The sequence below is a fragment of the Flavobacterium adhaerens genome, assembly GCF_040045115.1.
GTDB lineage: Bacteria > Bacteroidota > Bacteroidia > Flavobacteriales > Flavobacteriaceae > Flavobacterium > Flavobacterium adhaerens.
In genome coordinates this window covers 349207-362449 of the sequence record NZ_JBDLZX010000001.1, presented here as the reverse complement: position 1 = coordinate 362449, position 13243 = coordinate 349207, and the positions used below count along the sequence as shown (strand labels likewise).

The 13243-nt window shown below is 33.7% G+C and carries 9 protein-coding genes and 1 tRNA gene; 5 read left to right on the top strand and 5 right to left on the bottom strand.

Annotated elements, in window-relative coordinates; genetic code table 11:
• The first annotated feature begins 52 nt into the window (after nucleotides 1–52).
• Nucleotides 53–1441 carry a phosphoglucosamine mutase gene (gene glmM, locus ABEB18_RS01610; RefSeq protein ID WP_348797254.1) on the top strand — a complete coding sequence of 463 codons (1389 nt, stop codon included), beginning with the start codon at nucleotides 53–55 and terminating at the stop codon, nucleotides 1439–1441.
• Nucleotides 1442–1628: 187 nt separating this feature from the next.
• On the opposite strand, the gene ABEB18_RS01605 is transcribed toward glmM, so the two are convergent.
• Nucleotides 1629–1702 (bottom strand) — tRNA-Pro (locus ABEB18_RS01605).
• Between the two features lie 282 nt (nucleotides 1703–1984).
• Between ABEB18_RS01605 and ABEB18_RS01600 the strand changes: the two genes are divergently transcribed.
• Nucleotides 1985–3478, top strand: coding sequence for an aminotransferase class V-fold PLP-dependent enzyme (locus ABEB18_RS01600; RefSeq protein WP_348797253.1), 1494 nt, complete (start codon nucleotides 1985–1987; stop codon nucleotides 3476–3478).
• Between the two features lie 67 nt (nucleotides 3479–3545).
• Here the strand turns inward: ABEB18_RS01600 and ABEB18_RS01595 are convergent, their stop codons facing one another.
• On the bottom strand, nucleotides 3546–4415 hold the full coding sequence (locus ABEB18_RS01595) for a lysophospholipid acyltransferase family protein (protein ID WP_348797252.1): 870 nt from the start codon (nucleotides 4413–4415) through the stop codon (nucleotides 3546–3548).
• Nucleotides 4416–4799: 384 nt separating this feature from the next.
• On the opposite strand from ABEB18_RS01595, the gene ABEB18_RS01590 reads away from it, so the two are divergent.
• Together ABEB18_RS01590 and ABEB18_RS01585 are read left to right on the top strand one after the other, a co-directional pair.
• Nucleotides 4800–5438, top strand: a complete 639-nt coding sequence (locus ABEB18_RS01590; protein WP_348797251.1) for a rhomboid family intramembrane serine protease — start codon at nucleotides 4800–4802, stop codon at nucleotides 5436–5438.
• An 8-nt stretch (nucleotides 5439–5446) separates the two neighbouring features.
• Nucleotides 5447–7960 (top strand): pectinesterase, encoded by a 2514-nt coding sequence (locus ABEB18_RS01585; protein ID WP_348797250.1) that lies wholly within the window; start codon nucleotides 5447–5449, stop codon nucleotides 7958–7960.
• 2 nt (nucleotides 7961–7962) lie between these two features.
• Here the strand turns inward: ABEB18_RS01585 and ABEB18_RS01580 are convergent, their stop codons facing one another.
• From ABEB18_RS01580 to ABEB18_RS01570, 3 genes are all read right to left on the bottom strand, one after another.
• On the bottom strand, nucleotides 7963–8424 hold the full coding sequence (locus tag ABEB18_RS01580) for an SRPBCC family protein (RefSeq protein WP_348797249.1): 462 nt from the start codon (nucleotides 8422–8424) through the stop codon (nucleotides 7963–7965).
• Between the two features lie 11 nt (nucleotides 8425–8435).
• A complete protein-coding gene (locus ABEB18_RS01575; RefSeq protein ID WP_348797248.1) occupies nucleotides 8436–10022 on the bottom strand; it encodes an ABC-F family ATP-binding cassette domain-containing protein in 1587 nt (528 codons plus the stop codon).
• Between the two features lie 140 nt (nucleotides 10023–10162).
• The gene (locus ABEB18_RS01570; RefSeq protein WP_348797247.1) at nucleotides 10163–10909 is read right to left on the bottom strand and encodes a hypothetical protein; all 747 of its coding nucleotides are present in this window, start codon (nucleotides 10907–10909) and stop codon (nucleotides 10163–10165) included.
• A 392-nt stretch (nucleotides 10910–11301) separates the two neighbouring features.
• Here ABEB18_RS01570 and dnaK point away from each other — a divergent pair, with 392 nt between their 5' ends.
• Nucleotides 11302–13185 (top strand): molecular chaperone DnaK, encoded by a 1884-nt coding sequence (gene dnaK / locus ABEB18_RS01565; protein WP_348797246.1) that lies wholly within the window; start codon nucleotides 11302–11304, stop codon nucleotides 13183–13185.
• Nucleotides 13186–13243: the final 58 nt, after the last annotated feature.

The following is a 13243-nucleotide window of genomic DNA, read 5'->3' as shown; positions in this document are numbered from 1 at the left end:
AACTTAGCAACTTTTCTATATTTGTAACTAAATAACCATATAATTTTTAAAAATGACATTAATAAAATCAATATCAGGTATTCGTGGTACGATAGGAGGTAAGGTAGGAGATAATTTGACTCCTGTTGATGCTGTAAAGTTCGCCTCAGCTTACGGAACTTGGCTAAAAACATATTCAAAAAAAGAAAATTTAACTGTTGTTGTTGGTCGTGATGCTCGTATTTCTGGGCCAATGATTCATAATTTAGTAATCAATACTCTTGTTGGTTTAGGAATTGATGTGATTGATTTGGGGTTGTCAACTACTCCAACTGTCGAAGTTGCTGTTCCTTTAGAAAAAGCTGATGGCGGAATCATTTTGACTGCTTCTCATAATCCGAAACAATGGAATGCTTTGAAGTTATTGAATGAAAAAGGGGAGTTTTTGAGCGGTGCTGCAGGTGAAAAAATTCTTGAAATTGCAGAAGCCGAAGCTTTTGATTTTGCCGATGTAGATAATTTAGGGCAAATCACTGTAAATGATGCTTATATGGATATTCATATCGACGAAGTCTTGAATTTACCTTTAGTCGATATTGAAGCCGTAAAAGCAGCTAAATTTAAAGTAGTAGTAGATGGTGTAAACTCTTCGGGCGGAATTATTGTTCCTAAATTATTAGAATTAATGGGAGTTGAAGTGGTCAAATTGTACTGCGAACCAAACGGTCATTTCCCTCATAATCCTGAGCCATTAAAAGAACATTTAACCGATATTTCTGAATTGGTTGTTAAAGAAAAAGCCCATTTTGGAATCGTAGTAGATCCTGATGTAGATCGTTTGGCTTTTATTAGCGATGACGGAGAAATGTTTGGTGAAGAATATACTCTAGTAGCTGTAGCCGATTATGTTTTGAGTAAAACACCTGGTAATACAGTGTCTAATATGTCTTCATCTCGTGCATTGCGTGATATCACTAACAAGTACAATGGTACCTATGAAGCGAGTGCTGTTGGAGAGGTAAATGTTGTCGAATTAATGAAGAAAAACAATGCTATCATTGGTGGTGAAGGGAATGGCGGAATTATCTACCCTGAGTCTCATTACGGTCGTGATAGTATGGTAGGAATTGCTTTGTTTTTAACGCATTTGGCCAACCAAAATGTATCTGTTTCGGCATTACGTGCTTCTTATCCTGAGTATTATATGAGTAAAAACAAAATAGAATTGACTCCTCAAATCGATGTTGATGCTATTCTGGTTGCTATGACCGAAAAATATAAAAATGAAGACATCACAACAATTGATGGTGTGAAAATTGATTTCGCCGAAAATTGGGTTCACCTTCGAAAATCTAATACCGAACCCATTATTCGTATCTATACCGAAGCCGCCACACAAAAAATCGCCGATGATTTAGCATTAAGAATTATCGATGAAATAAAAGCAGTAGCAGGCATATAAATTTTAAGAAGCGAAACAATAGGCTTTATCAATTAGCATAGATTCCTGCCATCGTCTTTATCTCTACGCTATGCTTCGAGGATATCGACTCTGTCAGGGCTAAAAAGTGAGCAATTGTCTTTATTTGCAAAAATATATAAACCTAAAAAACCGTTCCATTATTTTGGAACGGTTTTTTTATATTTCGTCGGGATGACTGGATTCGAACCAGCGACCCCTAGCACCCCATGCTAGTACGCTACCAGGCTGCGCTACATCCCGATTTTTTTAGAATTGCAAATTTATTTTTTTCCCAATAATATCAAACAATTTAGAAACTATTTTTTTAGATAAGTATCGAAAAAATATTGAGGATTTTATTATTTGTCAAGTAATAATTGTTTGTTTAAATAGGTAGTATTGAATATTTATCAGAAATCCGTCTGTTTTTCGGGTTAATAATCAGGATACTCTTTTAAAATCTAGAATATTTACCAAAAAACGTAAAGTTGCCGATTTGTCTTTTATCAAAAAGCGATATATTTGAAGCCAAATTGCGTTAAAATGATTTCGACAAAAACAAGCACTCAATTAGAAAACTATTTTCAACAGTTTAGAGAAAACATAATTGGCATCAATCAAGAGTTTGAATCGCCTTTTGGTCTTCAAAAAATTGTTTATACAGATTGGACTGCAAGTGGGCGTTTGTATCGTCCAATAGAAGAAAAATTGATGAATGAGTTTGGTCCATTTGTTGCCAATACGCATACCGAAACTACCGTTTCGGGAACCGCAATGACCAAGGCATATCACCTAGCAAGACATATCATAAAGAATCATGTAAATGCTAATTCGGATGATGTTTTAATTACCGATGGTACCGGAATGACAGGGGTGGTCAACAAATTTCAGCGAATTCTAGGTTTGAAAATCCCTGAAAACCTTATAGAATATGTAAATATTCCAATCGAGAAAAAACCTATTGTTTTTATATCTCACATGGAGCATCATTCGAATCAAACTTCTTGGTTAGAGACTATTGCTGATGTAGAGGTCATCCCTTCCTGCGAAAATGGACTTTTTAGTCTGGATAATTTGTTTGCTTTATTAGAAAAACACAAAGATAGAACATACAAAATAGCTTCTATAACTTCGTGTTCGAATGTAACGGGAATAAAAACTCCTTATCATGAAGTAGCCAAACTTATGCATCAGTACAACGGAGTTTGTTTTGTTGATTTTGCGTGTTCAGGCCCGTATGTAAAAATCGATATGCATCCTGAGGATCCAAAATCTTATTTGGATGCTATTTTCTTTTCGCCTCATAAATTCTTGGGAGGTCCCGGAACGTCTGGGGTTTTGGTTTTCAACAAAAAGTTATATCATAATATGGTGCCAGATTGTCCAGGAGGCGGAACGGTTTCTTGGACAAATCCTTGGGGCGAACATAAATATATAGACAACATTGAAGATCGGGAAGATGGAGGAACACCTGGTTTTTTGCAGGTTATTAAAACGGCTTTGGCAGTTCAACTGAAGGAACAAATGGGTGTTGATAATATTCTAGAACGAGAGCATGAACTGGTAGAATATGTTTTTGCTTCTCTGAATACAATTTCTAATTTAAAAATACTAGCTAATCAGCATCATGATCGTTTAGGTGTAATTTCGTTCTTTATAGAAGATTTGCATTTTAATCTTGGGGTGAAATTATTAAATGATAAGTTTGGGATTCAAACGCGTGGGGGATGTAGTTGTGCGGGTACTTACGGACACTTTTTGTTGCATGTCGATCAAGAAGCTTCTAACAAATTAATCGACGAAATTAGTTTAGGAGATTTGATTCGAAAACCAGGCTGGATTAGAATGTCTATTCATCCAACCACAACTTCAGAAGAAATTGAATATGTTTGCGATAGTATTAAATCTTTATCCGAAAATTTCAAAGAGTGGTCCTTAGATTATACTTATGATAAAGTGACCAATGAATTTATTCATAGGAATTCAAAGGCAATCGAAGACGAATTTGTACAAAAATGGTTTTCGGTCAAAAAATAGGAAACTAAAAAAGCTTTTCGAAAATGGTATCGAAAAGCTTTTTTTTAGTTTATAAAAAATATGTTTCTTAACGTCTGTATTTCCATCGTTTATGAGTCCATAAATAATATTCGGGAGCTTCATAAATTTGTTTTTCCAAAAGATGCAAATATTGGTTGGTAAGTTCAAAATCAGGTATTTCTTTTGGGTTTTCCGAAAGGATTTCAAGGGTAGCTTCGTAGTGACCTCGACTTACTTTTTTGGTATTCAAATATAGTAGAGCCATGTTGTATCTTTTGGACAACATTTCGGCACCAATATGAACAGGAACTTCTATCCCCATAAATTTTGCCCAATGTACAGCCGCTTTGGCTTTAGGCGATTGATCGCTTGCAAACCCGTATAATGACAATACTTTGTTTTTATTGTTACTAATAATTGTTGGAACTGTCTGTCTAGTAGTGATTAATTTGGCTTTGAATCTCGAACGTATTTTATGGACTAATTTATCAAAATAAGGATTTTTAATTTGTTTATAAATTCCATAGCCCACGAAATCAGAATAATAATTCATGGATATAATCCATTCGTAACTAGCATAATGTGAGCAAATTACAGCGATGCTTTTTTCGTGTTTTTCGACTTCTTTGTAAACATCTATATTTTTGAAAACAAATCTTTTGCGAATTTCTTTTTCCGAAATATTCATCGTTTTGATCATTTCAAGAAACATATCGCACATATGGTGGTAAAACTTTTTTTCTACATCAAGGCGCTCTTTTTCGGATAAATGAGGAAGTGCCAATGCCAAATTTTCTCTTACTGTTTTTTTGCGATAGCCTATAATTCTGTAGGTTATAAAACAAACCAAATCAGAAACTAAATAAAGTATTGGAAAAGGAAGTATAGATATTCCCCAAATTAATGGATAAGCAAGTAAATATACAAGATATTGCATGTAGTTAAAATTTATACAAATATAAATAAATAATAATTTTAAAATTAATTGTACTAATAAGCTTCTAGTTTTGAGATTATCTCAATTTTTGTATGTTTTAAATAGTCAAAACTCGAAATGGTTATGGTAATCAAAAAGAAAGTGCTGAAATACAATATATAAAGGATAACTCATAAGCCTGAATGTATTTCATTTTTTATCCAATCAAATATATACTTTTAAACATGTTTCCTGTTTTTTTTATCGTTTTTTTAAGATTTTTAGTAGCCAACTGCTATTTATTTTTTTAGTTATCAAATACTTTTCAATTCATTTCAAAAGAGTGTATCTTGTCTATCAAATAATAGTTAGTTTTACTGTAAACTTTTAAAATTTAATTCGAGTATGAATCTTATTTTGCTTGCCATTATAATTGCCAATGTTATAATTAGTTATAAGGGATTTAATGATCTTTATTTCTTCAGAAAGTACGAATTCCATATTGGTAGTATTCGTTCTGGAGAACAAATCCGAATGATTTCGTCAGGATTCTTGCATGTAGATATAGCCCATTTGGTATTCAATATGCTGACGTTGTATTTTTTTGCACCTGTAGTATTAACTTTTTTAGGAACAGTTTCGTTTGTAATGGTCTATTTTGGTAGCTTGATTTTTGGTAGTTTGCTTACAATGTTGTTTCATAAAAACGATTATAGTTATAGAGCCGTAGGAGCATCTGGTGCGGTTACTGGAGTATTGTATTCGGCTATTTTGTTGCAACCCGATATGATGTTGGGACTGTATTTTATATTACCAATTCCTGCGTATTTGTTCGGAATTTTATATTTATTGTATTCTATTTACGGAATGAGAGCCAAGAATGATAATATTGGCCATACAGCACATTTTGGAGGTGCAGTTGGTGGGTATTTAATTACCTTATTGCGAAATCCGGAGCTGATTCAGGAACATACTTTGATGACTATATTATTGGCAATTCCTATTGTTATTTTATTTGTTATGGCCAAAACAGGAAAGCTTTGATTTACCGTATGAAGAGAGTTTATTTTTGCACCTTATTTTTGTTTTTTGGGTTTCTTTCAATAGCACAAGAAAAAGTGGCATATCATTCTCTTGATGCTAAAAATCCAATTCAGTTTACTGGAAAAACCATCATTTACAAAGGTAAGACCATTGAGTTAGGACCAAAATCGTTCTTTATAGATTCGCAACTAACAGACGATCAGGTGGCTAAATATAGATTTGTTTTCAATTCGATACATGCTGCTAGCAAAGAGCTTACAGATGGAACCGAATCCTCTCCAATGACTTTGTTTATCGCACCAAATGTTTATTGGATAGACAATCCCGATGATCCCGAAATTCGAAAACCTCAAGCTAACGAAACAGTTCCGTATGGCTTGGTTATTAAATGCGAATGGCTTCGATTTTATGGTCTTAGTGATAATCCTGAAAATGTTGTTTTAGCTTCTAATCGTGGACAAACTATTGGTGCCGTTGGAAATTTTACCATGTTTAAATTCTCTGGTCAAGGTACAAGTTCCGAGAATATTACTTTTGGAAATTATTGCAATGTTGATTTGAATTATCCATTGAGGCCAGAATTAAACAGAAAAAAAAGAGCATCTGCAATTGTTCAGGCGCAGCTTATTCACTGTGATGGTGACAAAATTGTAGCTCGAAATACCCGATTTATAAGTCGTCTTAATTTGTGTCCATTTGTTGGTGGCAAAAGAGTACTGTTTGATCGTTGTCATTTTGAATCAACTGATGATGCTTTATGCGGGACTGGTGTTTATTTGAATTGTAGTTTAGATTTTTATAGCTCTAAGCCGTTTTATTCTACCGTTGGAACTGGTGCTGTTTTTTTGAATTGTGATATCAGATCATTTGTTTATGGGAATCAGTTTTTTACAAAAGCTAATGGACAATTGTCAATAGTGGATACGAGATTTTCGTCGGATAAAACAATTTATTTGGGATGGAATGATAATTTACCAAAGGAAACTCGAAATTATCAATACAATGTGAGTCTTAATAACAAAGCGGTTTGGATTGAAAACAACAATAAAATAGCGACTGTTGATATGAATAATTTAGATGTTCTTAATGCATATCGATTTATTTATAATGGTAAAGTTGTTTACAATACCTATAATTTATTGTCAGGAAATGATAATTGGGATCCAATGCAAATAAAGGATTTGGTTTTTGAGGCCGAAAAGAAAAATCAACAAAAATATACCCATCTTCCAACACAGCTCTTAGTAAGTCCTTCACAAATTACGATTGAAACAGATAAGAGCAAAGTACTTTTGAAGGCTACTGTTAATCGCTTTGGAAATTATGAATTAAAAGGAGAAAAAATTACTTGGAGTACAGATGCTGACAATAGTGTGCTGAGTTTGAAGCCTAATTACGATGGTAGCGAATGTGAGCTTATACCAAATAATTTGAATGACGAAATGCAAACGGTAATAGTTACCGCAAAAGCAGCTTCTGGACTAGTAGCGGCTTCGGTAGTGTATGTCATTCCGCCAAAATTAGATAGTCCAAAATTTATCAAACTCCCTCAATTTTCTAAAATTATAGACGAAAAGCTAAAGTTAAATTATCAAGTTGAGAATTCTTTTAAAGACGAAACACAAGTTACTTGGTATCGCTGTAGTGACAAAAAAGGAAGTGAGCCAATTGAAGTAGCAATATCCAGAAACAATGTTCCTCTTATCGATTATCCGCTTAATATTGCAGATGTTGGGTATTATATGATGGCGACTGTTGCTCCCAAAAGTAGCAGGAGTGATGCAGGAAAACCTTTTGTTGTTATTACTGACAAACCTATCGATCCAAAAGATATTCTTACGACCAAAATGAATTTTTGGACAGATTTTCAAAATACTTCGACAAGAAACCAGTTCGAGCTTAAACCTGGTTTTTGGACTTTGCGACCATTTACTAATGAAGGTAATGATCCTAATAAAGAAGTATGGTATTATGGAAAAGGATTTGATGGAGCTGATAATCAATTTGGACTTTTACAAACGGGCAGAAGTGCTACTTTGCTATACACACCAATTGAAAAGAGATATACAGATATGAAATTTTGCCTTACCGTAACACCATTCAAAACGGCTGGTCAGGGTTTTAGCATGGCTCATTTGTATATGGATGTATTAATTAAGTTTGATACTAAAACGATGAGTGGTTATGCAGTACGATTTATTCGAACTACTAAATTTCATGATGCTGTAGATTGTGTTTTATTAGAGTATAAAAATGGTATCGCAACAACAATAACTCAGCCAATATCTACTAATGGATTTAAAGGAAAATACACGATTAATCTTGAAGTTGTGGCTAATCAATTGGTTGTAAAAGGTACTGCGTGTAATCCAGAATTAATTTCGGCCACCACCAATGAAGAGGTACATTCTGAAGTTTTTTTAACTGCAAAAATTAATACTTCTGATTACGGTGGTTTTGGAATTCTTTATAATGGTGGTTCGCCTACAATGATAAATACAGTAGATGTTGAGTGGAAATAAAGTTATAATATCATTTTTTCTAGCTCTTTTTCGAGTTTGTCAAAGTTTTCTTCATTTTTATCTATAACATAAGGTTTTAGTTTTTGACAAGCTTCATCAGTTTCAAAAAGCATTTTGAAAACAACTTTGGTTTCGTTTGCAGAAATAGCTTCAAAAGTGGTTAGGATTTGAAAATGCGGTTTTGAATGACGCTTCCAAGCAATAAGATTTGGTTTTTCTATTTTGATGAATTCACATTCATTCTCGAAATTCCCTTTTTCAGGGCCGTGCATGGTAAATTTCCATTTACCTCCTTCGCGAAAATCAAATTCGTGAAACGTATTGGTAAAACCTTTAGGTCCCCACCAATTTTTCAAATGTTCAGGTTCCGACCAAGCACGATATAAGTGCTCTATAGAGAAGTTGAATATTCTGATACTAACAATTTCAGAATTTGGTGTTGTGGAAAGGATTTCTGAGGTCATATTTCTTAAAATTATAGTTCGATTGTTCGTTCAATATTGATTTTCTCTAAAAAACTTTTATCATGTGATACAACAATTAATGTTCCTTGGTATTGATTGATGGCAGTTGTTAGTATTACAACGTTCTGAATATCTAAATTATTGGTAGGTTCGTCTAAAATAATAAGATCTGGTGATTGTTTGTTTAGGGTCAAGCAACAAAGCATTAAACGCATTCTTTCGCCACCACTCAAAGTATTACACGATTTGTCCCAGTATTCATTAGTAAATAAAAAATGATTCAATCTAAATTTGATTTCGTGTTCCTGTAATTCTGAAACATTGAACAATTCTATTTGTTCATAAACATTCAAAGTGTTGTTAAGTAATGAGTAATCTTGGTCAATGTATATCCCTTTACTTTCGGCAGCTAAAACAGATCCTGTTTGTGGCTTTAACTTTTCTAAAATGAGATTAATTAAAGTTGTTTTTCCAGAACCATTTTGGCCATTTAAGGCAATTCGCTCTCCAGATGTTATTTGGAAATTCAAATTTTCTTTCCATAGATTATGGCTGTTGTAGCCAAAATTCACATCAATTGCAGTAAAAAGGATTTTTCCTTTGTGCAGATTGGAAGAACTAAAACCAAATTTCATTTTGTCTAGAGGAGTCAAATTAGATCGCAATTCTTGTAGATCATGTGAAATACCGTTAATTTTTTCGGCATGAACACTTTTTATTTTCGAGGTGCTATTTTCGGCATTGTTGCGCAATGTATTCATCATGATTCTCGAAACTCCTGACTTTTCTTGCTTGTTTTTCCCTTTACTGTCTAACTTTTGCTGTCGTTCGATTATTTCTCTTTCTTTTTCTTTGGCCTTGCGTAAGGCTTTTTCTTTGTTTTGAATATTGTTGTTTAATGCGTTTTTTTCAATTTGTTTTTGTTCAATATAAAAATCAAAGTTTCCGCCATAAACTTTAATTTTATTTGGGGTTAACTCGCAAGTAGCATGTAGCTGATTCAGTAATTTTTGATCGTGACTTACAATAATCATAGTTGTTTTTGATGATTGAATAAAATCATACAACAATTGCCTGCCAGAGCTGTCAAGATGGTTGCTAGGCTCGTCTAATAAGACGAGTTCTGGCTGATGAATTAAAATTCCAGCAAGAAAAATTTTGATTTTTTCGCCACCACTTAATGTTTCCATTTTTTTAGAAAGATCGATATCCGTTAGTTGCCAGAAGTGTAATGCTTCCTGACATCGGTCTTCGAAAGTCCAGTCGTTATTTAGGATAGTAAAATTTTCATCATTGGTATTTCCTTTCAAAATTTCATGAAGTGCAGTTAGTTTTTCCTCTATTTGTAAAGCTTTTGAAATAGTGAGATGATTGTACTGTCCAAAAATTTGGGGTATATAATAAGGTTCGGCTCCCAAGGTTAGGACTCCGCCCGTAGGTTGTAATTCATTGGCAATAATTTTTAAAAGCGTCGATTTACCGACGCCGTTATTTCCAATTAAAGCGATTTTATTTTGTTTGTTTACTGTTAGGTTAATTTCATTAAACAGTAAGTCTTTGTTAAGATGTGTATAGGAAATGTTTTGTAAAACAACCATAATTTCTTTCTATTAAGAATTAAACAATACCGCAAATCGAATCCTGATTTGTGGTCGTACTTGTCTGAAAGAAATTGTTTTTTACATTTTTAGTCCGATTTTTTTAGGTCTGCAAATTTAATAAAAAAAAAATGGTTGTTTTATAATGGTTGAAAAACATCGCTAAAATTAGCTTCAGATAAGCCTATACACGAATAATGTCTTGGTAAAAACCAGGCAAATGCCAACATAACATTTTGGTATATGGCTTCAGATTCGAAATCGTTGGGCGTGATATTAAAGGCTAAGTCTTGGGAAATGATTTCTTTTTTTTCATTTTGTCGCATCAACAACAATACTTTTGGAGATTCGATTCCATTATATTTTAAAAAAGATTCTAATACTTTTCTTGTTTTAATAGGCAATAAAGTTTCCGAAGGTTGACCGATGAGGACTTGTTCTGATTTTGTTATGGTTTCAGTTTTTTTTCTTTTTGAAAACAGTGTCGGTTCGTTTGAATAAAATGTGTTGTTAAGATGTAAATTTACAATATCACCATAGGATAAAACCCAATCAGGTTCTTCTGCAGTAGGATTTATTACAACGCCATAACCGTATTCTAATAAAAAATCATCTTTCATTTTTTCGATTACGAAACATTGAAAACTAACATTAGGTTCTGGTAGAAAGAGTTGAAAATAAGGGAAACCATCAGGGCCAGTAATCACTTGTGGCTCGCCACATTTAAAACTTGCTGCAACTATATTTGATAAGAATTCGGAATTCCAATTGTCATCTCTTTCAGAATTCGGTGTTTGCACTAACTGATAAATTTTTTGCGTTTTTTCTAAATCACCATAATAAGGTTGTGTTGTTTGGTTTTGTTCTTCTGATAATGAGTTAGTCATAATTTTATATTTTTTTAAGGTATAACTTGTTAGTGCTTTTGGGTAAGTCGCTTTGTTTTAACAGTGTTTCAAATGTAAGTGTTTTTCTTATTTATTTAATATGGTTGATTAGTTGTATTTGTTAAAGATAACTCTTCGAGATAGTTTGTAATTAATTAACTTAATTTTTTTTTTTTTTTTGAGGCAGCTAGTTAAAGCAGGAGATGTTAGGACAGTTTGCGTGTTTAGAATGACGAAGCAGGAAAGTTTAAAATGTCAGTTTGTCATATTGTTTTATGCCAATTAAACTGCAAACTGACAATTTACTATTGTTTTTTTTATTGGCACAATGATTGACTATAGCAACTCAAGTTGTTAAAATGAGTATATAATAAAATTAAATATAAATAAAAATGGGTAAAATAATCGGAATTGATTTAGGTACTACAAACTCTTGTGTTTCTGTAATGGAAGGTAACGAAGCAGTTGTTATCCCTAACGCAGAAGGAAAAAGAACTACACCATCTATCATCGCTTTTGTTGAAGGTGGAGAGATTAAAGTGGGTGATCCTGCAAAAAGACAAGCAGTAACTAATCCAACTAAGACTATTGCTTCTATCAAACGTTTTATGGGACATACTTTTGCTGAAACTCAAGAAGAGGCAAAAAGAGTTCCTTACAGTGTAGTAAAAGGAGACAACAATACACCACGTGTAGATATTGACGGTCGTTTATACACTGCTCAAGAATTGTCTGCTATGACACTTCAAAAAATGAAAAAAACTGCTGAAGACTATTTAGGTCAAACAGTATCAGAAGCAGTTATTACTGTTCCTGCTTACTTTAACGATGCGCAACGTCAAGCTACTAAAGAAGCTGGAGAAATTGCTGGTCTTAAAGTAATGCGTATCATCAATGAGCCAACTGCTGCTGCACTTGCTTACGGATTAGATAAAAAAGGGACTGATCAAAAAATTGCTGTTTACGATTTAGGAGGAGGTACTTTTGATATTTCTGTTCTTGAATTAGGAGACGGTGTATTCGAAGTGTTATCTACAAACGGAGATACTCACTTAGGAGGTGATGATTTTGATCAAGTTATTATTGACTGGTTGGCAGACGAATTCAAAGCTGAAGAAGGTGTTGATTTGCGTTTAGATCCAATGTCATTACAACGTATTAAAGAAGCTGCTGAAAAAGCAAAAATTGAATTGTCTTCTTCTGCAGAGACAGAAATCAACTTGCCATACGTTACAGCTACTGCTTCTGGACCAAAACACTTAGTTAAAAAATTATCTAGAGCTAAATTTGAGCAATTAGCTGATTCTTTAGTAAAACGTTCTATGGAGCCAGTTGCTAAAGCATTAAAAGATGCAAGTTTGTCAATCTCTGATATTGACGAAGTTATCTTAGTAGGAGGTTCTACTCGTATCCCAAGAATTGTTGAGGAAGTAGAGAAATTCTTTGGTAAAAAAGCTTCTAAAGGTGTTAACCCAGACGAGGTTGTAGCTATCGGAGCTGCTATCCAAGGTGGAGTTCTTTCTGGAGATGTAAAAGATGTATTGTTACTTGACGTAACTCCATTGTCTTTAGGTATCGAAACTATGGGTGGTGTAATGACAGTTCTTATCGAGGCTAACACTACTATCCCAACTAAAAAATCTCAAGTATTCTCTACTGCTGCTGATTCTCAACCATCTGTTGAAATCCACGTTTTACAAGGAGCTAGAGCAATGGCTGCTGATAACAAAACGATCGGTCGTTTCCACTTAGACGGTATTCCACCAGCACCAAGAGGAGTTCCTCAAATCGAAGTATCTTTCGATATTGATGCTAACGGTATCATCAAAGTTTCTGCAACTGATAAAGGAACTGGAAAATCTCACGATATCCGTATCGAAGCTTCTTCTGGTTTAACAGCTGAAGAAATCGAAAAAATGAAAAAAGATGCTGAGGCAAATGCTGATGCTGACAAAATTGCAAAAGAAAGAGCTGAGAAATTGAACGAAGCTGATAGTACTATCTTCCAAACTGAATCTCAATTGAAAGAGCTTGGAGATAAATTATCTGCAGAGCACAAAACAGCTATCGAATATGCTTTAACTGAATTGAGAATGGCTCACCAATCTCAAGATCTTGATGCAATCCAAAAAGGATTAGACAATGTGAATGCAGCTTGGAAAACAGCTACTGAAGCAATGTATGCTCAAGGTGAACAAGGTCAAGCTGCTGCTGAGCCACAAGCTCAATCACAAGGAGACAATGTTGAAGACGTTGAATTCGAAGAAGTGAAATAATTACTTTTTAGTTTATAAATTAAAACCGAGTCATTTCTGACTCGGTTTTTTTATGGAA

Excerpts from the sequence above, each read along its gene's own strand:
- dnaK (WP_348797246.1), top strand. The coding sequence starts at position 11,302 with ATGGGTAAAATAATCGGAATTGATTTAGGTACTACAAACTCTTGTGTT.
- glmM (WP_348797254.1), top strand. The coding sequence starts at position 53 with ATGACATTAATAAAATCAATATCAGGTATTCGTGGTACGATAGGAGGT.
- ABEB18_RS01575 (WP_348797248.1), bottom strand. The coding sequence starts at position 10,022 with ATGGTTGTTTTACAAAACATTTCCTATACACATCTTAACAAAGACTTA.
- ABEB18_RS01600 (WP_348797253.1), top strand. The coding sequence starts at position 1,985 with ATGATTTCGACAAAAACAAGCACTCAATTAGAAAACTATTTTCAACAG.
- ABEB18_RS01570 (WP_348797247.1), bottom strand. The coding sequence starts at position 10,909 with ATGACTAACTCATTATCAGAAGAACAAAACCAAACAACACAACCTTAT.
- ABEB18_RS01585 (WP_348797250.1), top strand. The coding sequence starts at position 5,447 with ATGAAGAGAGTTTATTTTTGCACCTTATTTTTGTTTTTTGGGTTTCTT.
- ABEB18_RS01590 (WP_348797251.1), top strand. The coding sequence starts at position 4,800 with ATGAATCTTATTTTGCTTGCCATTATAATTGCCAATGTTATAATTAGT.
- ABEB18_RS01595 (WP_348797252.1), bottom strand. The coding sequence starts at position 4,415 with ATGCAATATCTTGTATATTTACTTGCTTATCCATTAATTTGGGGAATA.
- ABEB18_RS01580 (WP_348797249.1), bottom strand. The coding sequence starts at position 8,424 with ATGACCTCAGAAATCCTTTCCACAACACCAAATTCTGAAATTGTTAGT.